At 67.9% G+C, this 24,979-nt stretch carries 27 protein-coding genes; 17 read left to right on the top strand and 10 right to left on the bottom strand.

Annotated elements, in window-relative coordinates; translation table 11 throughout:
• Window positions 1–666, bottom strand: a complete 666-nt coding sequence (locus G3I17_RS09700) for a response regulator transcription factor (RefSeq protein ID WP_012918592.1) — start codon at window positions 664–666, stop codon at window positions 1–3.
• Between the two features lie 117 nt (window positions 667–783).
• Between G3I17_RS09700 and G3I17_RS09695 the strand changes: the two genes are divergently transcribed.
• Both G3I17_RS09695 and G3I17_RS09690 read left to right on the top strand, forming a co-directional pair.
• Window positions 784–2,820: a TRAP transporter fused permease subunit gene (locus tag G3I17_RS09695; RefSeq protein ID WP_164595591.1), complete on the top strand. Its 2,037-nt coding sequence runs from the start codon at window positions 784–786 to the stop codon at window positions 2,818–2,820.
• The gene (locus tag G3I17_RS09690) at window positions 2,817–3,800 is read left to right on the top strand and encodes a TAXI family TRAP transporter solute-binding subunit (protein ID WP_164595590.1); all 984 of its coding nucleotides are present in this window, start codon (window positions 2,817–2,819) and stop codon (window positions 3,798–3,800) included. Before G3I17_RS09695 ends, G3I17_RS09690 begins: the two co-directional genes overlap by 4 nt.
• Before the next feature lie 190 nt (window positions 3,801–3,990).
• On the opposite strand, the gene G3I17_RS09685 is transcribed toward G3I17_RS09690, so the two are convergent.
• The 3 genes from G3I17_RS09685 to G3I17_RS09675 all read right to left on the bottom strand — a co-directional run bounded on the left by G3I17_RS09685 (window position 3,991) and on the right by G3I17_RS09675 (window position 6,723).
• Window positions 3,991–4,641, bottom strand: a complete 651-nt coding sequence (locus tag G3I17_RS09685; RefSeq protein ID WP_164595589.1) for a hypothetical protein — start codon at window positions 4,639–4,641, stop codon at window positions 3,991–3,993.
• A gap of 88 nt (window positions 4,642–4,729) precedes the next feature.
• Window positions 4,730–5,764, bottom strand: a complete 1,035-nt coding sequence (gene mgrA / locus G3I17_RS09680) for an L-glyceraldehyde 3-phosphate reductase (RefSeq protein WP_164595588.1) — start codon at window positions 5,762–5,764, stop codon at window positions 4,730–4,732.
• 65 nt (window positions 5,765–5,829) lie between these two features.
• Window positions 5,830–6,723, bottom strand: coding sequence for an aminoglycoside phosphotransferase family protein (locus G3I17_RS09675; protein ID WP_164595587.1), 894 nt, complete (start codon window positions 6,721–6,723; stop codon window positions 5,830–5,832).
• A gap of 34 nt (window positions 6,724–6,757) precedes the next feature.
• Here G3I17_RS09675 and G3I17_RS09670 point away from each other — a divergent pair, with 34 nt between their 5' ends.
• The 3 genes from G3I17_RS09670 (at window position 6,758) to G3I17_RS09660 (ending at window position 9,971) form a co-directional block, all read left to right on the top strand.
• Window positions 6,758–7,384 carry a flavin reductase family protein gene (locus tag G3I17_RS09670; protein WP_164595586.1) on the top strand — a complete coding sequence of 209 codons (627 nt, stop codon included), beginning with the start codon at window positions 6,758–6,760 and terminating at the stop codon, window positions 7,382–7,384.
• A gap of 91 nt (window positions 7,385–7,475) precedes the next feature.
• On the top strand, window positions 7,476–9,215 hold the full coding sequence (locus G3I17_RS09665) for a molybdopterin-dependent oxidoreductase (protein WP_164595585.1): 1,740 nt from the start codon (window positions 7,476–7,478) through the stop codon (window positions 9,213–9,215).
• A 93-nt stretch (window positions 9,216–9,308) separates the two neighbouring features.
• Window positions 9,309–9,971, top strand: a complete 663-nt coding sequence (locus G3I17_RS09660) for a fasciclin domain-containing protein (RefSeq protein WP_164595584.1) — start codon at window positions 9,309–9,311, stop codon at window positions 9,969–9,971.
• Window positions 9,972–10,124: 153 nt separating this feature from the next.
• Here G3I17_RS09660 and G3I17_RS09655 read toward each other — a convergent pair whose 3' ends face one another.
• Both G3I17_RS09655 and ald read right to left on the bottom strand, forming a co-directional pair.
• Entirely contained in the window at window positions 10,125–10,913 is a 789-nt protein-coding gene (locus tag G3I17_RS09655) for an NAD(P)-binding domain-containing protein (protein WP_275402404.1), read from the bottom strand.
• Entirely contained in the window at window positions 10,900–12,000 is a 1,101-nt protein-coding gene (gene ald, locus G3I17_RS09650; RefSeq protein ID WP_164595582.1) for an alanine dehydrogenase, read from the bottom strand. The genes G3I17_RS09655 and ald overlap by 14 nt, the downstream gene beginning before the upstream one ends.
• A 175-nt stretch (window positions 12,001–12,175) precedes the next feature.
• Between ald and G3I17_RS09645 the strand changes: the two genes are divergently transcribed.
• Window positions 12,176–12,625: an Lrp/AsnC family transcriptional regulator gene (locus tag G3I17_RS09645; RefSeq protein ID WP_203589928.1), complete on the top strand. Its 450-nt coding sequence runs from the start codon at window positions 12,176–12,178 to the stop codon at window positions 12,623–12,625.
• Window positions 12,626–13,148: 523 nt separating this feature from the next.
• On the opposite strand, the gene G3I17_RS09640 is transcribed toward G3I17_RS09645, so the two are convergent.
• Entirely contained in the window at window positions 13,149–14,522 is a 1,374-nt protein-coding gene (locus G3I17_RS09640; protein WP_164595581.1) for a pyridoxal-dependent decarboxylase, read from the bottom strand.
• Between the two features lie 47 nt (window positions 14,523–14,569).
• The gene (locus G3I17_RS09635; RefSeq protein WP_203589927.1) at window positions 14,570–15,520 is read right to left on the bottom strand and encodes a hypothetical protein; all 951 of its coding nucleotides are present in this window, start codon (window positions 15,518–15,520) and stop codon (window positions 14,570–14,572) included.
• 174 nt (window positions 15,521–15,694) lie between these two features.
• On the opposite strand from G3I17_RS09635, the gene G3I17_RS09630 reads away from it, so the two are divergent.
• A complete protein-coding gene (locus G3I17_RS09630) occupies window positions 15,695–16,249 on the top strand; it encodes an acyl-CoA thioesterase (RefSeq protein ID WP_164595579.1) in 555 nt (184 codons plus the stop codon).
• A gap of 55 nt (window positions 16,250–16,304) precedes the next feature.
• Window positions 16,305–16,961 (top strand): potassium channel family protein, encoded by a 657-nt coding sequence (locus G3I17_RS09625; RefSeq protein WP_164595578.1) that lies wholly within the window; start codon window positions 16,305–16,307, stop codon window positions 16,959–16,961.
• On the opposite strand, the gene G3I17_RS09620 is transcribed toward G3I17_RS09625, so the two are convergent.
• Window positions 16,890–17,573, bottom strand: coding sequence for a TetR/AcrR family transcriptional regulator (locus G3I17_RS09620; RefSeq protein ID WP_164595577.1), 684 nt, complete (start codon window positions 17,571–17,573; stop codon window positions 16,890–16,892). The genes G3I17_RS09625 and G3I17_RS09620 overlap by 72 nt on opposite strands.
• A gap of 37 nt (window positions 17,574–17,610) precedes the next feature.
• Here G3I17_RS09620 and G3I17_RS09615 point away from each other — a divergent pair, with 37 nt between their 5' ends.
• From G3I17_RS09615 to G3I17_RS09575, 9 genes are all read left to right on the top strand, one after another.
• Window positions 17,611–18,564 carry a DMT family transporter gene (locus tag G3I17_RS09615; RefSeq protein WP_164595576.1) on the top strand — a complete coding sequence of 318 codons (954 nt, stop codon included), beginning with the start codon at window positions 17,611–17,613 and terminating at the stop codon, window positions 18,562–18,564.
• On the top strand, window positions 18,539–19,027 hold the full coding sequence (locus G3I17_RS09610) for a MarR family transcriptional regulator (protein WP_164595575.1): 489 nt from the start codon (window positions 18,539–18,541) through the stop codon (window positions 19,025–19,027). The genes G3I17_RS09615 and G3I17_RS09610 overlap by 26 nt, the downstream gene beginning before the upstream one ends.
• 247 nt (window positions 19,028–19,274) lie before the next feature.
• Window positions 19,275–20,306 carry a glycoside hydrolase family 3 protein gene (locus G3I17_RS09605; protein ID WP_164595574.1) on the top strand — a complete coding sequence of 344 codons (1,032 nt, stop codon included), beginning with the start codon at window positions 19,275–19,277 and terminating at the stop codon, window positions 20,304–20,306.
• Entirely contained in the window at window positions 20,303–20,641 is a 339-nt protein-coding gene (locus tag G3I17_RS09600; protein ID WP_164595573.1) for a DUF202 domain-containing protein, read from the top strand. Before G3I17_RS09605 ends, G3I17_RS09600 begins: the two co-directional genes overlap by 4 nt.
• Window positions 20,638–20,946, top strand: a complete 309-nt coding sequence (locus G3I17_RS09595) for a DUF202 domain-containing protein (protein WP_164595572.1) — start codon at window positions 20,638–20,640, stop codon at window positions 20,944–20,946. The genes G3I17_RS09600 and G3I17_RS09595 overlap by 4 nt, the downstream gene beginning before the upstream one ends.
• 138 nt (window positions 20,947–21,084) lie before the next feature.
• Window positions 21,085–21,717, top strand: a complete 633-nt coding sequence (locus G3I17_RS09590) for a DUF47 family protein (protein ID WP_164595571.1) — start codon at window positions 21,085–21,087, stop codon at window positions 21,715–21,717.
• 2 nt (window positions 21,718–21,719) lie between these two features.
• Window positions 21,720–22,718 carry an inorganic phosphate transporter gene (locus G3I17_RS09585; protein ID WP_164595570.1) on the top strand — a complete coding sequence of 333 codons (999 nt, stop codon included), beginning with the start codon at window positions 21,720–21,722 and terminating at the stop codon, window positions 22,716–22,718.
• 87 nt (window positions 22,719–22,805) lie between these two features.
• Complete coding sequence (locus G3I17_RS09580) at window positions 22,806–23,942, top strand: inorganic phosphate transporter (protein WP_164595569.1); 1,137 nt, start codon at window positions 22,806–22,808, stop codon at window positions 23,940–23,942.
• A 10-nt stretch (window positions 23,943–23,952) separates the two neighbouring features.
• Window positions 23,953–24,186, top strand: coding sequence for a hypothetical protein (locus G3I17_RS09575; RefSeq protein ID WP_164595568.1), 234 nt, complete (start codon window positions 23,953–23,955; stop codon window positions 24,184–24,186).
• Window positions 24,187–24,258: 72 nt separating this feature from the next.
• On the opposite strand, the gene G3I17_RS09570 is transcribed toward G3I17_RS09575, so the two are convergent.
• The gene (locus tag G3I17_RS09570; protein ID WP_203589925.1) at window positions 24,259–24,795 is read right to left on the bottom strand and encodes a hypothetical protein; all 537 of its coding nucleotides are present in this window, start codon (window positions 24,793–24,795) and stop codon (window positions 24,259–24,261) included.
• Window positions 24,796–24,979: the final 184 nt, after the last annotated feature.

The raw sequence follows: 24,979 nt of genomic DNA, 5'->3' as shown, positions 1-24,979 counted from the left end.
TCAGTCCGAGCCGAGGCGGTAGCCGACGCCGCGGATGGTCTGGACCAGTTCGGGCCGGCCGAGCTTGGCGCGCAGGCTCGCGACGTGCACGTCCATCGTCCGCGAGGAGGCCTCGAAGACCGACTGCCAGGCGTACAGCGCGACTTGCTCGCGCGGCACCACCCGGCCGTGGTGGGCGGCCAGCACAGCTAGCACGTCGAACTCCTTGCGGGTCAGGCTGATGGGCTTGTCGGCGACCTGGACCGTGCGTGCCTCGATATCGACGGTCAGGTCTCCGACGGTCACCCGGGGGCGGGGCTGCAGTAGACCGGTACGGCGTAGTACAGCATCGATCCGGGCCAGCAGCTCGGAGATCGCGAACGGCTTGACGACATAGTCGTCGGCGCCGCTGCGCAACCCACGGACGCGGTCGGCCGCCTCACCTCGGGCGGTCACCGCGATCACCGGAACGTCCGACACCGTACGGATCTGCCGGCACACGTTGATGCCGTCACCGTCGGGGAGCCCGAGGTCCAGCAGAACGAGGTCTCCGGGGTCGGCGGCGAGCGCGTCCGCAGCCGTCCGGACGTGCGTCACCATCAACCCGTACCGGCGCAACGCAGGTATCAGAGCGTTCGCGATATCGAGATCGTCCTCGACCAACAAAATCCTGACTGCGCCGCTCATGCCGTGATCGTAGGGCAGGGAACGGGGTTATGTGTCAGATCTTGGTAAAGACGTAATCATGCGACTCCATGGCGTGGTCGGCGACACTAGTCTCCGACCACAGGAGGGAACCAGTCGATGACTGTGAGTGCAACATCGGGGGGTGGCAGCGCCACGCTCTCCGAGTCCGAACTAGCCGAGTACGAGCAGGAAAAGCCCGCTCGGCGGTTCCGTCCTGCCTTGGACCGGGTGATCTCGCTGTGGTGCGCGGTGATCAGCGTCGGCGTCCTGCTCCAGGTGTTCTTCCCGCTGCCGGCCGGAACGCAGTTCTACTTAGTGATCTTTCTCGCAGCGGTCCTGCCGATCACTTTGTTGTGCTATCGGGGCTGGAAGGTGCCGGCCTTCCTGAATCCCTTCAGCGCCCGTTCAGAGGCCCGCTCGCATGACGACCCCGGTCTGTCGGACTGGCTCCTGGCGCTGCTCGCGCTGGCCGTCTGCCTCTACCCGCTGATCGACTTCGACGGCTTCCTCGAACGCCGCCAGTCGCCCACGACGCTCGACGTGCTGACCGGCGCGCTGCTGCTCGTCTTATTGCTCGAGGCCTGCCGCCGGACGACGGGCTGGGTGCTGCCGCTGGTCAGCGTGCTGTTCATCGCCTACGCGTACTACGGCGGCTACCTGCCCTACACCTGGTCGCTGGCCCACCAGGGTTTCAACTTCTCCGCGATCATCGGGCAGTTCACGATGGGCACGGCCGGCTTCTACGGTACGCCGCTGAACGTCGCCGCCAGCTACATCGTGCTCTTCACCATCTACGGCGCTGTGCTGGACCACTCCGGCGCCGGCAAGTTCTTCATCGATCTGTCCTTCGCCGCGTTCAAGCGCAGCCGGACGGCGCCCGGCCGGACAGTCACGCTGGCCGGCTTCCTGCTCGGCAGCGTCTCCGGCTCCGGTACTGCGACCGCCGTCTCGCTGGGCACCGTCTCGTGGCCGATCCTCCGCCGCGCGGGCTACCCGCCGGAGCCCGCGGGCGGCATGCTCGCCGCGGCCGGCATCGGCGCGATCCTGTCGCCGCCGACGCTGGGCGCCGCCGCGTTCATCATCGCCGAGTTCCTCCAGGTGTCGTACCTGACCGTCCTCGGCTACGCGGTGATCCCGACGATCCTGTACTACCTGGGCATCCTGCTCGCGATCGAGATGGACGCCCGCCGGCACGGCACCACCGAGGGCGAGCCGTCCACCCAGTCGGCGTGGAAGCTGCTCAAGCGGTTCAGCTACCACTTCCTCTCGCTGTTCGTGATCATCGCCTTCATGGCCGTCGACGTGCCGCCGTTCAAGGCCGTCGTGTACGCCGTGGTGATCCAGTTCGCGCTGTCGTTCCTGGACAAGGAGCACCGGCTGACCGCCGGGCCGCTGTTCAAAGCGCTTGCCCAGGGCACCCGTTCGGTACTGCCGGTGGTGGCGACCTGCGCGACCGCCGGCGTGATCGTCGCGGTGACCACGCAGACCGGGCTCGGGCTGAACCTGGCCGCGATCATCGTCGACGCGGCGAAGGGGCTGACCGACAACCACACCGTGGTGCTGATCCTGACCGTGGTGCTGTCGGCGTTCGCGGTGCTGGTCCTCGGGCTCGCGGTGCCGGTGACGGCCTCGTTCATCATCGCGGCCGTGATCATCGCGCCGGCTCTCGTGCAGCTGGGCGTCACCCAGCCCGAGGCGTACATGTTCATCTTCTACTACGCCGTACTGTCCGAGGTGTCGCCGCCGACCGCGCTGGCCGCCGTGGCGACGTCCGCGATCACCGGCGGCAAGGTGATGCCGACGATGTGGCAGGCGTGGAAGTACACGCTGCCCGCGTTCCTGGTGCCGTTCGCGTTCGTACTGACCGACAACGGCGCCCGCCTGCTGGGTCAGGGCAGCCTGATCGGCATGGTGTGGACCCTCGCGGTCTCTATGCTCGCCGTCGCCGCCCTGGCCGTCGTCACGGGTGGCTGGATCGTGATCGCGACCGGCTGGGTCGAGCGGCTGCTCTGCGTTCCGGCCGCGCTCCTGCTGCTCTACCTCGCGCCCGTAACTATCGCTGCCGGAATCGGTTTGTTAGTTATCGCCGTACTTGTCAATCTAGTCCGGCGACACCGCCTGACTGGCCCAACGGAAGGACCAGCCACCTCATGAGAACCCGTCGACGCTTCCCCGCCGCCGTGGTCGCGCTCGCTGCCGCCGTCTCACTGGTCGCTTGCGGAGGGCAACGAGAACCAGAGGCCGGCAAGGCCGGTACCGATGGTGGCCGGCTGACCATCGCCACCGGCAACACGACCGGCGTCTACTACCAGCTCGGTGGCGCGATGGCGAAGGTGTTCTCGGAGAAGGTCGAGGGCTACCGGGCGACCGCGAGCGAGACCGGCGCCTCGGTGCAGAACGTCCAGGGTCTGGTCGCGGGCAACTACGACATCGCGTTCTCGCTGGGTGACACCGCCGCCGACGCGGTCAAGGGCGAGCACAGCTTCACGACCCCGCAGGACGTCGTCGCGCTCACCCGGCTCTACCCGAACTACACCCAGGTCGCGGTCCGGGCCTCGGCCGGGATCACCAAGGTCGCCGACCTGAAGGGCAAGCGAGTCTCCACCGGTTCGCCGAACTCCGGCACCGAGGTGATCGCCCGGCGGCTGCTCGAGGCGGCAGGGCTGGACCCGGCGCGCGACGTCAAGGCGCAGCGGCTGGGCCTGCCGGAGTCGGTCGACGGGATGAAGGCGGGCTCGATCGACGCGCTGGTCTGGTCCGGCGGGCTGCCGACCGGCGGCATCACCGACCTGATGACGAGCCTGGGCAAGGACGTCAAGCTGATCCCGATCACCGACCTGCTGCCCGCGCTGACCAAGACCTACGGCACGATCTATGCCCAGGGCAACATTCCGGCCGCGACCTACAAGCAGCCGGGCGATGTGGCCACGGTGATCGTGCCGAACGTGCTGCTGGTCCGCAAGAACATGTCGGACGAGCTGGCCGAGAAGCTGACCAAGGCGATCTTCGACAACAAGGAGGCGCTGGTGCAGGTGAACGCCGCGGCCAAGGCGATCAGCATCGAGGACGCCGCGAACACGGCGCCGGTCCAACTGCACCCCGGCGCGAAGAAGGCGATCGAAGCCCTGAAATAACCCAAGATCCGTCCTCCCCCGCACACCAGGCGCAGCGGGGGAGGGCGCAGAGACCCACCGCCGCACACCAGGCGCAGCGGCGGCGGGAACCAGGCTCTCCCTCACAACCAGGCGCAGTGGGGGAGGGTCCCAGGTCGGGCCCGTCCCACCGGAGGCATCCGGTGAAGACGGGCCCGATCGCTTTTGCCGGCTACTGGTCGTCGCCGTCCGGGATGGGGGTGCCGCGGAGGTAGTGCGATAAGGCTGAGTCGCGTTTCGGGTGTACGTGGTACTTGGTCGGTACTACGCGTCCCTCGGCGCTGTCCCAGGCCGCGTCGGCCATTCGCCACATCCGGTGCGCGAGCCGGCCGGCAGTACCGGTGTGTGGGGAGAACGGGTGTGCGCGGGTCGGGGCGACCTCTTCGGCACTGAGCAGCTTGTCCGTCAGCGCGCTGACGCCTTCGCCGTCGAGTTCCTCGCCGATCATCCGGCTGTACTCCGCCTCGAGCCGCTCGTGCTCGTCGAGCAGGCGGTCGATGACCTGCCAGACGTCAGCCGGGTCCAGGTGCAGCACCCGGCTGTCGCCGTACTGGCGGGCCTTGAGGAAGCGCAGCGATCGCTCCAGCTGCCGGGCGTTGCCGACGTACGTGCTGACCAGGTTGCGGCCGTCGGGGAGGCGCCGGACGTGCGGGAGCAGGACGTCCTCCGCGGCGGCCAGGTGCTGGGCCGCGATCGCGTAGAACCAGTCGGTCTCGTGCCGGCGATCGGGCCGCGCCGCGGCCGGCTCATGCGCCGGAGCGGCCAGCTCGCGGATCTTCTCGTGTTCGTACGTGAGGGCCAGTTCGAGTGTCGAAGCGGTCATCGTCAACCACCTCCAGAGGGGGGTATTCCCACTCTGTGCCCGGGCTGTGCCGATCGCAACCGTCTCGGCACAGCCCGTAATCGAACCGTCAGGCCTCGGAGCTCGTCTTCCACAGGTTGATACCGGCCTCGACGGCGTCGGCGTCGATCGCGTCCAGCTCGTCCTGGGTGAACTTCAGGTTCTTCACCGTGGCCAGGTTGTCCTCGAGCTGGGCGACGCTGGAGGCGCCGATCAGCGCGCTGGTGACGCGGTCGTCGCGCAGCGTCCAGGCCAGCGCCAGCTGGGCGACCGACTGGCCGCGCTGCTTGGCGATCTCGTTCAGCGCGCGGACGTGGCCGAGCGTCTCCTCCGTGAGCTGGTCGGTGCCCAGCGAGGTGCCCTTGGACGCCCGGGAACCCTCCGGCACGCCGTCCAGGTACCGGTCGGTGAGCAGGCCCTGGGCCAGCGGCGAGAAGGCGATCACGCCGACTCCCAGCTCGCCGACGGCGTCGAGCAGGTCCTCCTCGATCCAGCGGTTCAGCATCGAGTACGACGGCTGGTGGATCAGCAGCGGCGTCCCGAGCTCGGCGAGGATCGCGGCCGCCTCGCGGGTCTTCTGCGCGGAGTACGACGAGATGCCGGCGTACAGCGCCTTGCCGGAGCGGACGGCGCTGTCGAGCGCGCCCATCGTCTCCTCCAGCGGGGTGTCCGGGTCGAAGCGGTGCGAGTAGAAGATGTCGACGTAGTCGAGGCCCATCCGGTCCAGGGACTGGTCGAGCGAGGCGAGCAGGTACTTGCGGGTCCCGCCGCCCTGGCCGTAGGGGCCCGGCCACATGTCGTAGCCGGCCTTGGTGGAGATCAGCAGCTCGTCGCGGTACGGCTTGAAGTCGCGCGCGAAGTGGCCGCCGAAGTTGGTCTCGGCCGAGCCGTACGGCGGGCCGTAGTTGTTGGCCAGGTCGAAGTGGGTGACGCCGAGGTCGAAGGCGCGGCGGAGGATGTCGCGCTGGGTGTCGAGCGGCTTGTCACCGCCGAAGTTGTGCCACAGGCCCAGCGAGATCGCCGGCAGCTGCAAACCGCTGCGGCCACTGCGCCGATAGGTCATCTGGTCGTCGTACCGGTCCTGAGCAGCTACGTAGTCAGTCACAGTTCCTCAGTCTGCCCCATGTCGTGACAAGTCCGCGAACCCTTGTTTTCCATGGCTTGTGAGTCTCAGTACTGGGCCTTCTTACTGGGCTTCTTACTGGGCTTCTCGAGCAAGTCCGGCCAGGGCGCAGGTGGTGACGAGGCGTAGAAGCGCAGTACTCCGAGTAGCCGGCTGGTCGGCGGGGCAGTCCAGTGCCGTTGGCTCGGTTGCGGGCCTTTGGCCAGGTTGCTCAGGCCCCAGCAGAGGTGGAACCAGAGAATGCTCGCCTCCAGGCCTTCGTGGTGGGGGTAGTTGGCCAGTACAGCGACCACGTGCTCCAGGCGGAGCTTGGCGAACTCCATGCCTGGTGGACCCCAGGCGGCGTCGCCCCAGTCGATCAGGGCCTCCAGGTGGTTGCCCTGGGCCATCAGGTTCTGCTGGGCCAGGTCCCCGTGCAGGAGCACCCGCTGGTCGCGGGGGATGAGGGTGGCCAGGTGGTCGAGACAGCTGCGGAGCCAGTTCGCAGTACCGGGGTCTAGGTAGCCGTCTGCGGCCAGCTGCTCCACGTCTGGGGCTCCGCCGCCGTCGTCCGGCGCTACGCCGTGTGGCGGCTGGTCCACCTGGTGGAGCAGGGTGACCTGGCTGCCTACCTCCTGCCAGAAGGCCGGCCCTGGCTCGTCGGTATCGACCAGGTCGGTGCCGTGGACCCGCTCGAGGATCATGTACGGCGCATCGACCAGCGCGCGCGTGGTGTCGAGGTCGACGATCGCGGGGGTACGTACTCCGGCCGCGCGGGCCACTGGGATCACGGCGGCTTCCTTGAGCAGGTCCTTCTCGAACGCGCCGCTGCGGGGGATCCGGACGAAAAGGTCGTCGCCGAGCGCGTAGGCACGGTTGGCGACGCCGCCTGGTACTTCGCGGATCGCGTCGGCCGGTACGTCGTACCGGGTGGCCAGGGCGTCGCGCAGAGGTGTCTTCATCGAGGCGATTCTCCTCTGCTGGATACTGACGGGTGTGCGTAGGGAAATGGATCCGGAGATCATCAGTAGCAGGGACTTCTACGCCGTGCTGAACGCCGTGGTCGTCCCGCGGCCGATCGCGTGGGTGTCGACCCGGTCGGCCGAGGGCGTGCTCAACCTGGCGCCGCACTCGTTCTTCACGGTTTCGTGCGTGCAGCCGCCGATGGTGCAGTTCACCTCGGTCGGGCGCAAGGACAGCCTGAACAACGTCGAGGCGACCGGCGAGTTCGTGGTGAACTTCGCGGCCGAGCGGCTGTTCGAGCAGGTGAACGCGACGGCGACGAACTTCCCGCCGGAGATCGACGAGTTCGCCGCCGTCGGGTTGCACGTCGAGGCGAGTGCGACGGTCGCCGTACCGCGGGTGGCCGAGTCGCCGGTCGCGATCGAGTGCGGGCTGCACACCACCGTGGAGCTGGGCGATTCGACCGTGGTGATCGGCCGGGTGCGGCGGATCAGCATCGACGAGTCGGTGCTGGACGGGAACCACCCCGAGATCACCAAGCTGCAACCGCTCGCCCGGCTCGGCCGCAACGAATGGTCGACCCTCGGCGAGATCCGCGACATCAGCCGGATCCGGTACGCCGACTGGCCGGGCGACTACGCGGGGCCCCGAAACACCTGACAGGTAAGAGACTTTGGGTGGCGTCGCTACTCGGGTGAGAACTTTCTGAGTTTCCACCCATCCGGGCTGTGGGCGGGTCCGAAGTACCGGCATGACCACGAGAAAACGCAGGGCCTTCGCAGCGCTGGGAGGTTTGCTCGCCGCCGGCGCAGGACTGGGCCTAGGCGAACTGACCGCCGCGCTGGCCGGTGGCACCTCACCCGTGGTCGGCGTCGGCACCCAGCTGATCGACCTGGCGCCGGGCGCCGCCAAAGACTTCGCCGTCAAGAACCTGGGTACCGCCGACAAGCCGGTTCTGATCGGCGTTGTCCTCCTGGTGGTCACCGTTTTCGCCTTGGTGGCAGGCGCGATCGGCGCGACGAAGCCTCGGGTCGCCGTCGCCCTGACGGTCCTGCTCGGGGCGCTGGCCATTCTCGCCGCCGCCACCGGTCGTACTCTCGCCGCCAACCACTTCGTCCAGATCCTGCCCGGCATCGTCACGTTGCTAGTGGCAACAATCGGCATGGTGCTCGTACTTCGGCCCCTGTCCCTCGATCCCTTCGGCGGCGGCGGAGGCCGGAAGATCCCCGCCGCCGAAGGTTCCAAACCGGCCGCCTTGGGTTCGAGTCCCAGCGCCGCGATTCCCAGCGCCACAGGCACGAAGCCCACTGTTGTAGTCGGGAAGCCGACTGCCGTAGTCGGGAAGCCCTCTGCCTTGGTCGGGAAGTCCGGTGCCTTGGTCGGGGAGTCCGGTGCCGTCGGCGTGAGTGTGGCGGATGCGCCCGATGGGTTCGATCGCCGCAAGTTCCTGGGGACCGCGCTTGCGCTGGGGGTCGCTGGAGCCGGCGGGCTCGGGGTTTCGCAGATCCTGCCTGGCGGTGTCACCGAGGCGACTCGGCGAACGATCCGGATTCCTCTGCCCGCCAGCAAGGCGCAGGCGCTGCCTGCCGGAGCGACGGCGGACGTAGCAGGGGTGAGCCGGTTCTTCACCCCGAACCCGAACTTCTACCGCGTCGACACGCTGCTGACGGTGCCCAAGGTCGATCCGCGCAACTGGCAGCTGCGCATTCACGGAATGGTCGACCGGGAGCTCCGGCTGAGCTTCGCCGACCTGCTCGACCGGCGGCTGATCGAGCGTGACATCACCCTCACCTGCGTCTCCAACGAGGTCGGCGGCCCGTACGTCGGGAACGCGCGCTGGATCGGCGTACCGATCGCCGAACTCCTCCGCGAGGCCGGCGTCCAGGGCGGCGCCGACGCGGTCAGGTCGACCAGCGTCGACGGACTGACCATTGGTACGCCGCTGAAGGCGCTGACCGACGGGCGGGACGCGATCCTCGCCGTCGGCATGAACGGTGAGCCGTTGCCCTTCGAGCACGGCTTCCCGGTCCGGATGGTGGTGCCCGGGTTGTACGGGTACGTCTCCGCGACCAAGTGGCTGGTCGACTTCGAGGTGACGAAGTTCGAGAACTTCAGCGCCTACTGGACCGATCGCGGCTGGTCGGTCGAGGCGCCGATCAAGACTTCCTCGCGGATCGACGTACCGAGAGGGTTCGCCCGGATCAAGCCCGGACCCGCCGTCGCGGCCGGAGTCGCCTGGGCCCAGCAGCGGGGTATCGCCAAGGTCGAAGTACAGGTGGACGACGGTGACTGGCAGCCCGCGATGCTCGCGGCCGAGGACACCATCGACACCTGGCGGCAGTGGACCTTCCGCTGGGATGCGACGCCCGGCAACCACAAACTCACCGTCCGGGCGACCGACGCCACCGGACAGGTGCAGACCGCCGACCGCGCGGCGCCCCGGCCGAACGGGTCGAGCGGCCTCCACAACACGGTGGTGATGGTCGAGTAACCGACCGCACCATCCTGCAGTCCCTTTGAACGCACGCCTGGCGGCACAGCAGTGATCACGCCGGGAAAACCAATCCCAAGGAGAAGGATCGTCATGTCCCACACCATCAAGCGCGTCGCCCTGGCCGCCTCCGCCGTTTCGTTGCTCTTCGCAACCGTTGCCTGTGGCAGCGATGACGACGCCGGTTCCTCGCCTTCGACGACCACCTCGTCCTCGCAGCCGACCGAGTCGACGTCCTCGACCCCGATGGTCGACAACGCGTCCGGTCTGGTCGGCCCGGGTTGTGCCGACTACGCCAAGGCGAACCCGACCGGCGCCGGTTCGGTCGACGGCATGGCCGCCGCGCCGCTGGCCACCGCCGCATCGGGTAACCCGTTGCTGAAGACGCTGGTTGCCGCGGTGTCGGGCAAGCTGAACCCGAAGGTCGATCTGGTCTCGACGCTGAACGGTGGCGAGTTCACCGTGTTCGCGCCGGTCGACACCGCGTTCGCGAAGATCCCGGCCGCGACGATCAAGACGCTGGGCACCGACAGCGCGCTGCTGACCAAGATCCTGACTTACCACGTCGTTCCCGGCCAGCTGGCCCCCGACGCGGTCGTCGGCAAGCAGGCCACCGTCGAGAAGGGCTCCGTCACCGTGACGGGTTCGGGCAACAACCTGATGGTCAACAACGCCAAGGTCATCTGCGGCGGCGTAAAGACCGCCAACGCCACGGTCTACCTGATCGACACCGTCCTGATGCCCCCGGCAGCCTGACGGCCTGTTCTATCGGTTGCTATAGGCAACTAGACGAATTCCTGCCGACTGGGCGGTGCCTCCTCTGCCGGGGCATCGCCCAGTCCTTTGCCTGTTGCTCTATCGATCTCGGCGCTACGAACCACCTCAGGGGTCAACCCCGAAGCGTGTGGGTCAGGTGAGTGCGGCGGCTAGGGCTGGGGCTGTCAGTGGGGGTTGCCAGGCGGTGCGGGGGTCGAAGTGGGGGCCTCTGCCGCCGGAGAGGGGGCCGGCGTCCACAGCGTCGAAGCCGAGGTCGTCGATGAAGCGGGCGACGATCTGCTTGGCGATGATGTCGTCGCCGGCGATCGGGATGGCTCGGCGGTTCGGCGTACCGGGTGGGGTGGCATCGGCGAGGATCTGGCCGGCGGCGATGGTGTTGAGTCCTTTGACGATCGTGCTGTAGGGCAGGCGCTGGGCGAGCACCTCGGCGGTCGACGTACGGCCTTCGTCGATCGCGCGGTCCCGTCCGTCGCGGTACGGCAGGTAGTTGCACGCGTCGAGCACGATCCGGCCGGTCAGCTCGTCCCGGGGCAGTCGCGGGAATTTTCCGTACGGAATCGCCAGCACCACCAGATCCGCGACCGTCGCCGCCTCACCAGGGGTAGCCGCCCGCGCCGCCGGCCCGAACTCCCGCACCAACCGCGCCAGGCTCCGCGTCCCGCGCGAATTGCTCATCACCACCTGATGCCCAGCAGCCAACGCCCGCCTGGCCACGGCACTCCCCACCAGCCCGCTACCGATAAACCCGATAACCGCCATCAGCCTCTCCTGTCGATGTTCGAAGTCGCCTGCACAGCTGACCGAACCCGCCTGCGCCTCGTGGGATGTGTGGCCGGCATCGCCCCCAGTGCCGTGCCCCGGCCAAGTTGCCGGGGCGGCCGGGTGGGGCCGCCTCAGCGGGGAATGGCTAGATGGCGGCAAGTTCGAGATCGAACGCCGCGGAGACGCCGGCGTTCGTGATACGGCCCGCGTGGGTGTTCAGGCCCTTCGCAAGTGCCGGGTCCTGCTCGGTGGCCGCTTCCCATCCCTTGTTGGCCAGCGCCGTGAGGTAGGGGAGGGTGGCGTTCGTGAGGGCCCGGGTGGAGGTCTCCGCGACCGCGCCCGGCATGTTCGCGACGCAGTAGTAGAGGGAGTCGTGCACCTGGAAGGTGGGGGCGTCGTGGGTGGTCGGCCTGGATCCTTCGAAGCAGCCGCCCTGGTCGATCGCGATGTCCACGAGCACCGAGCCCGGCTTCATCGTGGCGACCATCGAGTCGGTGACGAGCTTGGGCGCGGCAGCACCGGGGATGAGCACGGAGCCGATGACCAGGTCCGCCGTCGCGACCTGTTCGGCGATCTCCCACCGGCTGGAGGCGCTGGTCCGGATGCGACCGGCGTAGCGGTGCTCGAGCTCACGCAGGCGAGGCAGGGACAGGTCGATGACCGTGACGTCTGCGCCGAGTCCGATGGCGTTCGCGGCCGCGTGCTCGCCGGCGACGCCACCGCCGATCACGACCACCTTGGCCCTCTGAGTGCCGGCGACACCGCCGAGCAGTGTTCCGCGCCCGCCCGCCGCGCTCAGCAGGAAGTACGACCCGGCCGAGACCGAGAGCCGCCCCGCGACCTCGCTCATGGGCGAGAGCAGGGGGAGAGTGCGGTCGGGTAGCTGCACGGTCTCGTAGGCGATCGAGGTCGTCCGCGCGGACAGCAGCGCATCCGTCAACGGCCGATCGGCAGCGAGGTGCAGGTAGGTGAACAGCACCTGGTCTTCACGGAGGAGCCCGTACTCAGTAGCGATCGGCTCCTTCACCTTGGTGACCAGATCCGACTCGCCCCAGACCTCCTCTGCAGAATCGACGATGGTGGCGCCGGCGTCGGCATACGCGTTGTCGGCGATCCGGGAGCCGGCACCGGCACCCCGCTGGACAAGCACCTCGTGGCCTCGAGCGACGAGGGTGTCCACGCCGGCCGGCGTGATCGCCACCCGGTTCTCGTTGTTCTTGATCTCGGTAGGGACGCCGACTCGCATCGCTTTCTCCTTAGGCCGTTCGCAGATTCGGGGAAACCCTCGCATGCCGTTCGGAGTGGCTACAATGAATCCGAATATTTTCCGACACAGGGAGGGATGTTGGCTCATGAGTTCGACGAGCGGGTCCCAAGTGACCCCATCGGCGAAGAATCTTCCGGCCCCAGCGCTTGACTCGGTGGACGAGAAGTTGCTTGCGCGTCTGACAGCCGACGGGCGGGCCACGAACAGCGAACTGTCACAAGCGGCCGGCATCGCCGCGTCGACGGCGCACGGACGAGTGCGATCACTGGTGGAACGAGGGGTAATTGCCGGTTTCCACGCGGCGGTGGACCAGGCTGCGATCGGCAACGGGCTGCAGGCGATGATCGGTGTCACGCTTCGACCCGGCCTGCGACAGGAGAGCATCAGCCAGTTCACGCGTGGAGTGCGGGGCTTGCCGCAGGTCGTCCAGCTGTTCTTCATCGGCGGAACCGATGACTTCCTCGTCCACGTCGCGGTTCCCGACTCGTCGGAGTTGCGACGCTTCGTTGTCGACCATCTCTCAGGTAAGCGCAGCGTGGCCTCGACCCGCACCAGCGTGATTTTCGAGTATCACCGAAACGTCGTTGCGGCTCCCTTCGAATAGGCCGCGCACCTCAACCCCAGCGCCCGCACCTTCTGCGCTCCAGGCGGCACCTCCACTGCCGGTCACACTCCATCCACTGCGCCTCACACCACAGGCGCTTCGGGCCCGCCTCAAATCGCTCGTACTCCTCGTAGCTCCTCCACTCCACCGCACCTCGGACTTCCTCCACTGCACCTCGCGCCGTCTGGGCCACCTGGATTTGTGTCTTGTGGCCAGTCGATGTCTGCTGGCGCCGGTTGGTAGTTCTAGTGACGCATCGGATGGGGGCAGGGGAGGGCTGGTCCGGGAGAAGGTGCCCGAAGGGTTGTGGGGGATGCCCGTCTGGGAGCGGGTGGAGGGTTGGTTGGTGTTGCCCGGGGCAAGGATTGGGGAGGTGGGGCGGCAGCGTCTTCAAGTCACCGCCGCTCAGGTGGGCGGTGGTGGCCTCGGGGCTTTCTGAGGTGTTCGGGTGGTTGTTGCGCGTCCGGTGGTGGTGCTCATGTTGGGTGGATGGCTACCCACATCAGCGAGTCACCGGGGTGCGTCAGTGGGTGATCGTCTGGAGGGCCTCGATGGTTCGGGTGAGGTCGGTGGGGGTGGTTTGGTGGTTGGAGATCGAGATGCGCATGTAGCGCTTGGAGTGCCAGGTGGTGCCGCCCATCCAGCTGGTGCCGTTGGATTGGTTGGCGGCGATGACTCGGTCGGTTTCGGTGTCGGTGCCGAAGGAGACGAGGATTTGGTTCAGGACTACCTCGTTGGCGACCTCGTAGCCGGCTGCGGTCAGTTGGTCGGCGAGTGACTTGGCCAGGGTGCAGCAGCGGTCGACCAAGTGGGCGACGCCGTCGCGGCCGAGTTCTTGTAGGCCGGCCCAGACTGCTAGACCTCGGGCTCGGCGGGAGGACTCCATGACGTAGTCGCCTGGCTCGGGGGCGCCGGAGCTGACCAGGTACGACGCGCTGTAGCCGAGGGCGGCGGCGTGGGACTCGGGATGGGCGCAGAAGACGAAACCGCTGTCGTAGGGGAGATTGAGCCACTTGTGGCCGTCGCAGCCCCAGGAATCGGCGAGCTCCACGCCGGCTACTTGGTGCCGGTGGGTCGGACTTGCCGCGGCCCAGAGTCCGAAGGCGCCGTCGACGTGGACCCATCCGCCGTATTCGTGGACCAGCTCGCACGCTTCGCCGAGAGCGTCTGAAGCGCCCGTGTTCACGTTGCCTGCTTGGAGACACACGATCAACGGTCCCTCGTGCCAGGCCAGCCGGGTGCGCAGATCGTCGAGGTCGATCTCCCCGTTCGCCTTGCTGCGGACGAGTTCCAGCGAATCCGAGCCGAATCCGAGCAACCGCAACGACCGGTCGATCGTGGCATGCCGTTCGTCGCCGGCGAGGATCCGGACGCGCGGAGCTCCGGCCAAGCCGTCCTTCTCCACGTCCCAGCCGACGTTCTTCAGAACGTGGTGCCGGGCAGCGGTGAGCCCGACGGTGTTGGCTGCCTGCGCGCCGGTGACGAAGCCGACCGATGCCGTCGCGGGGATGCCGAGGAGATCCTTCAGCCATTCACCCGCGGCATCCTCGGCGGCCGCGGCGGTTGGGGACAGCACGCTGTTCCACCCGTTCTGGTCCCAGCCGACCGCCAGGATGTCGGCCGCACTGGCCGCAGGCAGGGCGCCGCCGACGACAAAGCCGAAGTATCGCGGTCCTGCGGTCGAGACGAGTCCGCCCTCGGCCAGCGTGGCGAGCTCGTCGATCACCTCGTCGGCCGGCCGCCCCTTCTGCCCGAGTGGTCGATGGAAATCGGCCCGGACCTCGGCGAAACTCTTGGCCGCACCGACCCGCCGCTTGCCCAGGGAATCCCTGTACTCCGCGGCCCGCGCGGCCGCCTTCCCGAACAGCTCGTGCAGACCGGACTCTGACTCTGGCATCGGCTCTCCCATGGAACCAAAGGTGTCACCACGCGCCGTCGTCGCCATCACGAGGCCTCGTCGAGTTGGTGCATCAGGGCAACGAACCGTGGTGAGAGCCCGGGATCGTCAGCGGCTCGCGTCGCCAGCTGCCAGCCGTCCGCGGCGACCAGGTAGACCCATGGACTCAGCGGCCCCGGCTCGATGGCGTGTGACCGCCCTGCCAGATTGAGCATCATCCCGAGCGCCGGAAGCACGGACAGGTCGGTGATCACGTGCACAAGCAACAGATCCCGGACCGGCATCGCCGCCAGTACGCCGTACTGCGGGTTCTCGACATGGAGGGACTCGCGCAGGACCGTGTCGAGGACTAGGGCTCGCGATGCGGCGAAGTCGCTGCCGCTGATCATGGCGACCTGGGTGCCCTCGTACTCCGCGTAGGCGACCGTGTCCGTCAGGGAACGCAGGTTGCGAAGGCCGTGCGACTCGGCCTCCGCCCAGGTCAGGCCGAGATCCGCGAGCGGGTCGAAGTACATCGCGATCGTGCCGTCGGTGGCCGTGGCCGGCACCGAGAGCAGGCCTGGCACGAACTCGGGCGCCGAGCAGAGCATCCGTGGCTCGAGCGAGTCTTTCGCGGCGAGTCGTTGGAAGAGCTCGCGCGACGGATCCGCCGGTCGTGGCGGTGGTCCTTGGCGCAGGGTGTGGGCCAACCGGTCGAAGTGTTCACCGACGAGCCGTGGCCAGTGGTCCGGTCGTTGGCCGGCCACGATCCTGGCCAGGTTCGATAATCCGGCCTCGAAGTGTTCGGCGGGCGGCGATTCGGTCACCTCGGATCTGAGTCGCAGGCTGAGCGCTCCGCCACCGTCGTACCGGGCCAGCAGGGCGTGATCGGCGGCGGCCTCGAGGCTCAGCCGCACCAGGTGTGCGGCCTCGGCTCGGGACAACGGCGCCAGTGACGGGTGGGCCGGCCCGGATTCGTTGCCTGCGGCCCGTTCGGTGGAATCGTCGTGAATGATCATGCTGTCCACCTCCTTCGACAGAGAAAGTACGAGCGAAGGCCGGATCTCTGGCCGCTACTTCGGAGCCTGTGGACAACCCGGCCCGTTATCCTGCGTCAGCCATCAGAAACTCAGCCATCAGAAACTCGGCCGGCGAAAGCCGGTCACGGAATCCACAGCACCGAGGAGCGACCCATGCCAGCCACCCCCAGCGCAGACGGCACACCGGCCGAGGGTGCCGCGCGTCAAGAGGTGACGAGCCGCTCCGCCTCGGCCACCCGGCTCTCGCTGTCGCACATCACCGCCCAGCACGAGACCAACCTGCTCGGCACCGTTCACGGTGGCGTGGTGATGACGCTGGTCGACTCGGTCGCCGGCGTCGTCGCGGCCCGGCACTCGGGTGGTCCCGCGGTCACCGCGTCGATGGACGAGATGGTCTTCCTGGTCCCGGTCAGGGTCGGCGATGTCGTGCACTTCACCGCCCAGGTGAACTGGACCGGCCGCAGCTCGATGGAGGTCGGCGTGCGGATCACCGCCGACCGCTGGGATTCGGTCAGCCCGCAAGTACACGTCGCGACGGCGTACCTGGTGTTCGTGGCGGTCGACGAAGAAGGCAAGCCGCGGCCCGTGCCGCAGGTGGTGCCGGAGACGGACGAGGATCACCGCCGGATGCGCGAGGCCGAGATCCGCCGCAGCCACCGGCTGGCCCGCCGGCAGGCGATCATCGCCTCCCGCGAGGCAACCGAATGAAGCAAGCGGCAACAAAGGAAGCGGGAACGAAGACGGCAGGAACGAAGGCGACCGAATGAACCTGGTCCGCAGCGCCCGGCGGCACCCGTCCGCCATCCTGCTGGTCGTCCAGTTGCTCGGCGTGCTGGTCTACCCGGTGATGGAGGGCTCCCGTGGCGGCCGGGTCGCCTTCGAGATCCTGGGCATCGTCGTCCTGACCCTCGCCGTCTTCTCGGTGCGGTCGACGCCCGGCCTCACCTGGGTCAGCGTCTGCCTCGGGATCCCCGCCGTCGTCTTGTCGCTGGTGGACGCGTTCCGCCCGTCCGAGACGATCGTGCTGATCTCCAACCCGCTCCATGCGGTCTTCTACTTCTATGCGGCCTACAGCCTGCTGCGCTACATGCTGTCCGACCACGACGTCAGCGCCGACGAACTCTGGGCCACCGGCGCCACTTTCACCTTGGTCGCTTGGGGTTTCGCCTACCTGTTCGTCTTCGTCCAGGCGCTCGTCCCGGGCAGTTTCATCGCAGCGGTCAACCCGGCTCAGGACCGCAGCTGGCTGGAGTTGCTGTTCCTCAGCTTCACCACGCTGTCCAGTACCGGCCTGAGCGACATCGTGCCGATCAAGTCCTGGGGACGCTCGGTGGTGATGATCGAGCAGCTAGCCGGCCTCGGGTACGTCGCCATGGTCGTGTCCCGCCTCGTCGGCCTGACCGTCGCCAGAAGAAACTAGCGGCCAGCTCGCGAGCAGGTCCGCGGCCGCTCGATGCGCGACCTCCGGCGCATGCTCCATCGCCGCCACCCGGAAGCACACCAGCGCCCCCTCGTGCAGCAACAGCAACCGATCCGCCAGCTCCTCGACCTCGAGGAAGCCACCCAGCGAGGCTTGCGCCGCGAACTCGGCCCGCATCCATTGTTTCTGCGCCACGATCACCGGCATCGCCGGGTGGTCCGGCGCCGCCAGCTCCACGCTCGCGTTGATGAAGCCACAACCGCGCCGCGACTCGGCCATCCAGTCGGTCAACGCCGCGAACAACGCAAGAATCATGTCTGCCGGCGTCGACGGCTGCCGGGTAGCCAGCTGATCGTCGAGGAACGCGTGCCAGACCCGGTTCCGTCGCTCCAGGTACGCCGCGATCAGCCGGTCCTTCGACCCGAACCGGTCGTACAGCGTCTTCTTGGTCACCTCGGCCGCATCCGCGATCGCATCCACCCCGACCGTCCGGATCCCGCGCTCGTAGAACAGCGTCGACGCCGCGGTGAGGATCCGCTCACCCGCCGGCGTCAGCCGCGCCGCCTCGAGCTCGCCGCGGTCCGTCAGGAGTCTCGCCTGCTGAACGACCATACTGACAGTATACCGACCGGTGTGGTTACTTAGGCCCATGACCGCCACCGAGCTGGAGACCACAGCCCAGCCTGTACGACGCCGCGCGCTCCCGGTCCTGACCGGTGCAGGTTTTGTCGTGTTCTGGAGCTGCGGCTTCATCGGTGCGAGGTGGGGCACCGAGTACGCCTCTGCCTTCGACCTCCTCGCCTGGCGCTACCTGGTCGCCGGGAGCCTCGCTGCCGCAGTACTGCTGAAACGCAGACCGAAGCTGACTCGCAGCGACCTCATCACTCACGCAGTGATGGCCTTCCTCACCCAATGCGTCTACTTGGGCCTGATCTTCACCGGCATCGACCATGGCATCTCCGCAGGAGTCACTGCGCTCATCGGCTCCCTACAGCCGATCCTGATCGCCACCGTCGCCGGCCCGCTGCTCGGCGAGCGCGTGAGCCCGCGGCAATGGATCGGCCTCCTCCTCGGTCTGGGAGGAGTAGCCCTGGTCGTCGCCGACGACCTGGGCGCAACCCCAGCTCTGACCTTCCTCCTCCCGCTAGGCGGCCTGTTGGGCCTGGTGACCGGCACGGTCTGGGAGCGCCACCGAAAGCCGACGACCAACCTCCTCGACGCGCTCTGCCTGCAAAGCCTCGTCTCCTGCGTGTTCTTCGTCGCAGTCACCGCAGGCACCGGGCAGCTCACCCTGCCGCACGAAGTCCGGTTCTACGGCGCTGTGATGTGGCTGGTCGTTCTCGCCACCGGCGGCGGCTGGGGCCTGTACCTGGTCAACCTCCGGCTGTCCGGTGCGACCCGGATCAGCGGGCTGCTCTACCTGGTCCCGCCCACGACGATGGTCTTCGCCTTCCTGCTGTTCGGCGAGACGATCGGCCTGCTCGCGGCCGGTGGAATGCTGGTCTGCGCAGTCGCCGTTCTGTTGATCACGGCTCGCCCAGGCGGCAGGAACCCCCGGACCTCGTTACGCTGCGACAATGGCGGAACCACGGTGGCTGGATGACCAAGAGCAGCGGGCCTGGCGAGCCTTCATCGCCGCTCAGCGCGTTGTGAACGGCCGGATCGAGCAGCAGTTGCAGCGGGACGCCGGAATGCCACACACCTACTTCGAGATTCTGGTCCGGCTGGCCGACGCCACCGACGGCCGGCTGCGGATGAGCGAGCTCGCCGTGTCCACGCTCGGCTCCCGAAGCCGTCTCTCGCACGCGGTGAACAGGCTCGAGAAGGTCGGCTGGGTCCGCCGCGAAGGGATCGAGTCGGACCGTCGCGGTCAGGTCGCGATCATCACCGAGGAAGGCCGCCAGAAGCTCAAGGACACGGCCCCCGGGCACGTCGAGGCTGTCCGGCAGGCGGTCTTCGACGCGCTCACCAGCGAGCAGGTCGACCAGTTGCGAGACATCTGCGCAGCCCTGGCCCGACACTCCGGCGGCACCTACGACAGCGCCGCCTGGGAACCAAAGGCCTGATCCAGGAGCCCCATGGGCAAGAATGGCCGTGATGAAGACCACCGGACGCCAGACACTGGCGGTAGCGGTTGCGGCCATCCTGCTCGCAGGTTGCAGCGACTCGGACACACCCACCGCAGGCCCTAGTGCTGCGCCTTCCTCCTCGGTCACCCGGCAATCCCCACCGCCGAGCACCCCCACCGGGACCCCATCGCAGACGCCCAGCCAGCCTCCGAGTCAGACCCCCAGCGCACCTGCCGGCGACTGTGTGGATCAGAAGCTGCAGCAGTTGACCCTGCGCGAGCAGGCGGCCCAGTTGATCATGACCGGCATCAGCACCAACGGCATGACGGCTGCAGAGCGATCTATAGCCGGCGCCCAGAAGCCAGGCGGCCTCCTCCTCATGGGGGTGGGCGGTAGCGCCGCACACACCCGTACTGCGATGGCCGTCGTCACCAAGACGGCCACCGTGAAGGGCATCAGCCCCTTCATCGCCGCAGACCAGGAAGGCGGCAAGATCCAGCGGCTCAAGGGCTCTGGCTTCGACCGCATCCCCGCTGCGACAGTGCAGGCCACCTGGTCCGACGACAAGCTGACCGCCCGCGCCAAGACCTGGGCCGGCCAGCTCAAGCAGGCCGGCGTCAATATGGACCTCGCGCCGGTCGCGGACGTAGTACCGGCGTCCCTAGGTGACAAGAACGCTCCGATCGGGGCACTGGACCGTGGCTACGGCAACACGCCGGGCAAGGTCGGCCCGCACGTCGCCGCGTTCGTGAAGGGGATGGAGCTGGCCGGGGTGATGACGTCGGTCAAGCACTTCCCGGGCCTCGGCCGGGTCAAAGGCAACACCGACTTCTCCTCCGGGGTGGTCGACACCGTCACCGTCCGCAACGACGACGACCTCGCACCGTTCGCCGCGGGCATCCAGGCGGGCTCGGACCTCGTGATGGTCTCCACTGTCACCTACACCAAGATCGACCCGAAGAACCGCGCTGTGTTCTCGCCCACGATCATCGGCGGCATGCTGCGCGGCGACCTCGGGTACGGCGGAGTCGTGATCACCGACGACGTCGGGGCGGCCGCAGAGGTCGCGTCGGTCCCGGCAGGCCAGCGGGCGACCCGGTTCGTCGCGGCCGGCGGCGACATCGTGATCACCGCCAAGGCCTCGCTCACCTCGACCATGGTCAACGCACTGGTCGTGAAGGCCCAGCAGGACAAGGCCTTCGCGGCCAGCCTCCAGAGCAGCGTCCAGCGGGTGCTCACCCTCAAGCAGAACCATGGCCTGCTGAGCTGCGGATGAGCACACCTGGGCAGGAGCCTGACTACAGGTTCACTCTCGCCAACGAGCGAACCTACCTCGCGTACCTGCGCACCTCCCTGGCCTGCTACGCGGGTGGGCTGTCGGCCGTCCAGTTCCTAGATCTCGGCCCCGACCGCTGGCCGGCCCGCGTCATCGGGATCGTCCTGGTCGCCGCGGGCATCGCCACCACTGCCGGCGCCTTCCGCCGCTGGCAGGCCAACCTGACCGCAATGCGTACCGGTGGACCACTCCCGGTGACCAGGCTGCCTTTGGTGCTGGGGGCAACCATCGCCGTTGTCGGACTGATCGGCCTGCTGTTCAGCCTGTGGCGATGAGCACAACCCCACGTGATCCTGGTCTCCAACCCGAGCGCACGCTGCTCGCCTGGCGCCGTACCTCCCTCGGCCTGGTCGCCAACGGCGCCCTGCTGGTTGCCTCCGGCCACGGTACGTCGGACGTCCGGCTCGGCCTCGGCATCGTCGTCACCGTGCTCGCCCTGTCCTGCTGGGCGGCCGTCAGCGCGGTCTACCGGCGAGGCGTCGAACCGAGCGCCCTGGGCTCCGAGCGCGTCCTGCGGCTGGCGGCCGGGCTGGTCCTCGTCGTCGGCTTCTTCGACCTCTACGCCGTGGTGACGCGCTGAAGTCTGCTGGTCGCTTTCCGGTTGCCCTGAGTCAACGTGTTCATCGTCTCGCGATACCTTGACCAGGCGGATGCTCCGTCAGCAGTCCGTTGCCCCTAGCATGTTCAAGGTTTGTCCCTCGTTCACCCGGAGCTTGAAGTGCCGTTACGTCTGCGTCCGAACGACCCGACGTTCTACGACCTTTTCACCGAATCCGCCAACCACCTGGTCGACGGGTCCCGCATCCTCGCCGAGCTGCTCAACAGCACGGCCGGATCCGGACTCGCCGCGAGCCAGCAGATCGCCGTCCAGATGAAGGATGCCGAGCACGCCGCGGATGAGACCACTCACTCGATCATTCGCCGGGTCAACTCGACCTTCGTGACGCCGTTCGACCGCGAGGACATCTACCGGCTGGCCTCCGACCTCGACGACGTCATGGATTACATGGAAGAGGCGGTCGATTCGGTCCATCTGTTCAACCTCGACAAGCTGCCGGCCGAGGTGGCCGAGCAGATCGAGGTACTGCAGCGGATGGCGACGCTGACCGCCGAGACGATGCCCCGGCTGCGCACGATGAAGGACCTGGCGGAGTACTGGATCGAGGTCAACCGGCTGGAGAACACCGGTGACGCGGTGCACCGCCGGATCATCGCCAAGCTGTTCAGCGGCGAGTTCGACGCACTGACGGTGATGAAGGTGAAGACCGTGGTCGACCTGCTGGAGGCCGCCATCGACGCCTTCGAACACGTCGCGAACACGGTCGAACAGATCGCCGTCAAGGAGAGCTGAGCGTGGAGCTCCCGCTCGTCATCGCGGTCGTCGTGATCGCGCTCGCGTTCGACTACACCAACGGATTCCACGACGCCGCCAACGCGATCGCGACCTCGGTCTCGACCCGGGCGCTGACGCCGCGGGTGGCGCTGGTGATGGCGGCGTTCTTCAACTTCGTCGGCGCCTTCCTGGGCACCGAGGTGGCCGAGACGATCGGTAAGGGCGTCATCACCTTGCCGTCGGGCCGGCACGGCCTGGTGGTCGTGATCGCCGCGCTGGTCGGTGCCATCACCTGGAACCTGATCACCTGGTACTTCGGCCTGCCGTCGTCGTCCTCGCACGCCCTGATCGGTGGCCTGGTCGGTGCCGGGCTCGCCTCCACCAGCGTCGTACTGTGGTCCGGCATCGTGGACAAGGTCGTCATCCCGATGGTCCTGTCACCCGCGATCGGTTTCTCCGGCGCCTTCTTGCTGATGATCGCGATCCTGTGGATCTTCCGGCGCAGCAATCCCGGCAAGACCACCCGTGGTTTCCGGCTGGCCCAGTCGCTGTCCGCGGCCGGGATGGCGCTCGGTCACGGCCTGCAGGACGCTCAGAAGACGATGGGCGTGATCTTCCTCGCGCTGCTCACCACCGGGCACGTGGACAAGAACGATGGCATCCCGATCTGGGTCAAGATCTCGGCGGCGACCGCGATCTCGCTGGGCACGTACTCCGGTGGCTGGCGGATCATGCGAACCCTCGGCCGCCGGATCATCCACCTCGATCCGGCCCGCGGCTTCGCTTCCGAAGCGGTCGCGGCGACCGTGCTCTACGTGATGGCGATCGGCCTGCACGCGCCGGTCTCGACCACGCACACGATCACCTCCGCGGTGATGGGTGCGGGCGCCACCAAGCGACTGTCGGCCGTGCGCTGGGGAGTCGCGAAGGGCATCGTGATCGCCTGGGTGCTGACGATCCCGGCGGCCGGCATCGTCGCCGCAGGCGTCTACGCGCTGGCTCACCTCATCCTGGAGTAGTTCATTCTTCGAGCAGTTCACGGCGAATTCACCCTGCGCGCTTAGCTTGAAAGCGCTCCTGACGCCGCCCTCCGGGATGTGATCGTGATGGATGTTTCGTTCCTCGTCATCGTGGTGATCATCACCGCCCTGGTGTTCGACTTCACCAACGGTTTCCACGACACCGCCAACGCGATGGCGACGTCGATCGCCACCGGAGCACTGAAACCCAAGGTCGCCGTCGGCCTGTCGGCGGTCCTGAACCTGGTCGGCGCCTTCGTCTCCACCGAGGTCGCCAAGACGATCTCCAGCGGCCTGGTCGACGACGCGAAAGTGACGGTCCCGATCATCTTCGGCGGCCTGGTCGGCGCGATCCTGTGGAACCTGCTGACCTGGTACGTCGGGCTGCCGAGCTCCTCGTCGCACGCACTGTTCGGTGGCCTGATCGGCGCCACCTGGATCGCGGCCGGCAGCGGCGCGGTGCACTTCGGTACGGTCGTCCAGAAGATCATCATCCCGGCCGTGGCCGCCCCGATCGTGGCCGGTGTGGTCGCCCTGCTGGGCACCTACCTGGCGTACACGATCACCAGGCGGGCACGGAAGAAGACGGTCGACGACGGCTTCCGGGTCGGCCAGATCGCCTCCGCCTCACTCGTCTCGCTGGCGCACGGTACCGGTGACGCGCAGAAGACGATGGGCATCATCACGCTGGTACTGATCACCTCGGGCAGCCTGGCGTCGGGCTCCCGGCCGCCGCTGTGGGTGATCTTCGCGGCCGGCGCGGCGATCGCGCTCGGCACGTACCTCGGCGGCTGGCGGATCATCCGGACGATGGGCAAGGGGCTGACCGAGATCGAGGCGCCGCAGGGCTTCGCGGCCGAGACCAGTTCCACCGCGGTACTGCTGGCGTCCTCGCACCTCGGCTTCCCGCTGTCGACGACGCAGGTCTGCTCGGGCAGCATCATCGGCGCGGGCCTGGGCAAGCGTCTCGCGGAGGTCCGCTGGACGGTCGCCGGCCGGATGGCGCTGGCCTGGCTGTTCACGCTGCCCGCCGCCGCGCTGGTCGGGGCACTGGCCGGCCGGGTCGCCAACTCCGGCAACCTCGGCGTCGCGATCATCGCCGTCGCCGCGATCGGCGCCGGTGGCTTCATCTACCTCGCGTCGCGGCGCAAGCCGGTCACGGCCGACAACGTCAACGAGTACCCGGGCACTGCGGCCCCGGCGTCCGCCGTACCGGCTGCCTGAGGAGGATCTGATGCACATCGACTGGAGCGCGCTCGGCCAGGTCGCGATCGCGAGCCTCGTCTTCGGGGTCGGTATCGCGGTGCTGTTCGCCGTCGGAGTGACCGCGCTGTCGCGGCGAGCGGTCGCGATCGAGGACAAGAAGGGCGCGGCCCCGGTGGACGGCGCGGTGGCAGGCCTCTGCTTCCTCGCCTGCATCGCAGCGGTCGGCTACGGGCTGTACCTGATCATCCCGCAATTCCACTGACCCTTGATTGCTTACGTCCGAAGAAGCGGAGGGACGTGACCTTCACTTCTTCGGACGTAAGCATTGGGGAGATCAGCGGTTCCAGCGGCGGACGGACCTCGCGACGTCCTTCGGGCGGAGCGAGGCCACTGCGCCCTCCCAGTTGTTGTAGAGCGAGTCGCCGAGCAGCGTGAGGCTCAGGAACGCCTGCGGGCGGACCGCCATCACCCAGGTCGCGGCGGCGGCATGACCCTGCTGGTAGAGCAGCCGGTCGGCCGTCGCCTCGATCCGCGCCTTGTGGCCGTCGGGCGCCATGTTGATGGTCGCCCACGCCTTGACGATCGCCGAGTCCTTCGCGGTCATCTGGGCCAGATAGGTCAGCGGGCCGCGCCAGGAGCCCCGGCGGCCGAGGGTGTCCAGGCTCTCCAGCGGGAACCAGCCGTTCTGGCAGCGCCGGCCGTTGACCGCCGACTCGATCTCGCGGGCCTGGTCCGGGCGCAGGTTCTGCGTCGCCCAGTAGAGGAAGTAGACCCCGACGTCCGGGATCTCCTCGGCCACATTGCCCGGGATGCTCAGTGTCCCCGGTTCGAAGAGGTGCAGATCTTCGTCTGATCCGTACAAAGTCGTCATTTCCCCCGCCCAGCCCGATGACCGCAGACCAGCGCGTCCGGGGCGGAACGCGAACAGCCCTGCCGTCGAGAGGGACCCCCCAGATCCTGAGTCGACATACAAAGGTTCTTCGTACCGCTGGCTCGCGCCTCGGTCAACCCCTCGTCCGAATATCGACGCGGGTCATAACCGGAATGAGGGGAGA

Source organism: Streptomyces sp. SID13031, from assembly GCF_010548305.1.
GTDB lineage: Bacteria > Actinomycetota > Actinomycetes > Propionibacteriales > Kribbellaceae > Kribbella.
This window is presented reverse-complemented; position numbering and strand designations above follow the sequence as displayed.

What these genes read in the sequence shown, in the direction of transcription:
- G3I17_RS09700 (WP_012918592.1), bottom strand. Translation starts at nt 666, where the DNA reads ATGAGCGGCGCAGTCAGGATTTTGTTGGTCGAGGACGATCTCGATATC.
- G3I17_RS09695 (WP_164595591.1), top strand. Translation starts at nt 784, where the DNA reads ATGACTGTGAGTGCAACATCGGGGGGTGGCAGCGCCACGCTCTCCGAG.
- G3I17_RS09690 (WP_164595590.1), top strand. Translation starts at nt 2,817, where the DNA reads ATGAGAACCCGTCGACGCTTCCCCGCCGCCGTGGTCGCGCTCGCTGCC.
- G3I17_RS09685 (WP_164595589.1), bottom strand. Translation starts at nt 4,641, where the DNA reads ATGACCGCTTCGACACTCGAACTGGCCCTCACGTACGAACACGAGAAG.
- G3I17_RS09675 (WP_164595587.1), bottom strand. Translation starts at nt 6,723, where the DNA reads ATGAAGACACCTCTGCGCGACGCCCTGGCCACCCGGTACGACGTACCG.
- G3I17_RS09665 (WP_164595585.1), top strand. Translation starts at nt 7,476, where the DNA reads ATGACCACGAGAAAACGCAGGGCCTTCGCAGCGCTGGGAGGTTTGCTC.
- G3I17_RS09660 (WP_164595584.1), top strand. Translation starts at nt 9,309, where the DNA reads ATGTCCCACACCATCAAGCGCGTCGCCCTGGCCGCCTCCGCCGTTTCG.
- ald (WP_164595582.1), bottom strand. Translation starts at nt 12,000, where the DNA reads ATGCGAGTCGGCGTCCCTACCGAGATCAAGAACAACGAGAACCGGGTG.
- G3I17_RS09640 (WP_164595581.1), bottom strand. Translation starts at nt 14,522, where the DNA reads ATGCCAGAGTCAGAGTCCGGTCTGCACGAGCTGTTCGGGAAGGCGGCC.
- G3I17_RS09635 (WP_203589927.1), bottom strand. Translation starts at nt 15,520, where the DNA reads ATGATCATTCACGACGATTCCACCGAACGGGCCGCAGGCAACGAATCC.
- G3I17_RS09630 (WP_164595579.1), top strand. Translation starts at nt 15,695, where the DNA reads ATGCCAGCCACCCCCAGCGCAGACGGCACACCGGCCGAGGGTGCCGCG.
- G3I17_RS09625 (WP_164595578.1), top strand. Translation starts at nt 16,305, where the DNA reads ATGAACCTGGTCCGCAGCGCCCGGCGGCACCCGTCCGCCATCCTGCTG.
- G3I17_RS09620 (WP_164595577.1), bottom strand. Translation starts at nt 17,573, where the DNA reads ATGGTCGTTCAGCAGGCGAGACTCCTGACGGACCGCGGCGAGCTCGAG.
- G3I17_RS09615 (WP_164595576.1), top strand. Translation starts at nt 17,611, where the DNA reads ATGACCGCCACCGAGCTGGAGACCACAGCCCAGCCTGTACGACGCCGC.
- G3I17_RS09610 (WP_164595575.1), top strand. Translation starts at nt 18,539, where the DNA reads ATGGCGGAACCACGGTGGCTGGATGACCAAGAGCAGCGGGCCTGGCGA.
- G3I17_RS09600 (WP_164595573.1), top strand. Translation starts at nt 20,303, where the DNA reads ATGAGCACACCTGGGCAGGAGCCTGACTACAGGTTCACTCTCGCCAAC.
- G3I17_RS09595 (WP_164595572.1), top strand. Translation starts at nt 20,638, where the DNA reads ATGAGCACAACCCCACGTGATCCTGGTCTCCAACCCGAGCGCACGCTG.
- G3I17_RS09580 (WP_164595569.1), top strand. Translation starts at nt 22,806, where the DNA reads ATGGATGTTTCGTTCCTCGTCATCGTGGTGATCATCACCGCCCTGGTG.
- G3I17_RS09575 (WP_164595568.1), top strand. Translation starts at nt 23,953, where the DNA reads ATGCACATCGACTGGAGCGCGCTCGGCCAGGTCGCGATCGCGAGCCTC.
- G3I17_RS09570 (WP_203589925.1), bottom strand. Translation starts at nt 24,795, where the DNA reads ATGACGACTTTGTACGGATCAGACGAAGATCTGCACCTCTTCGAACCG.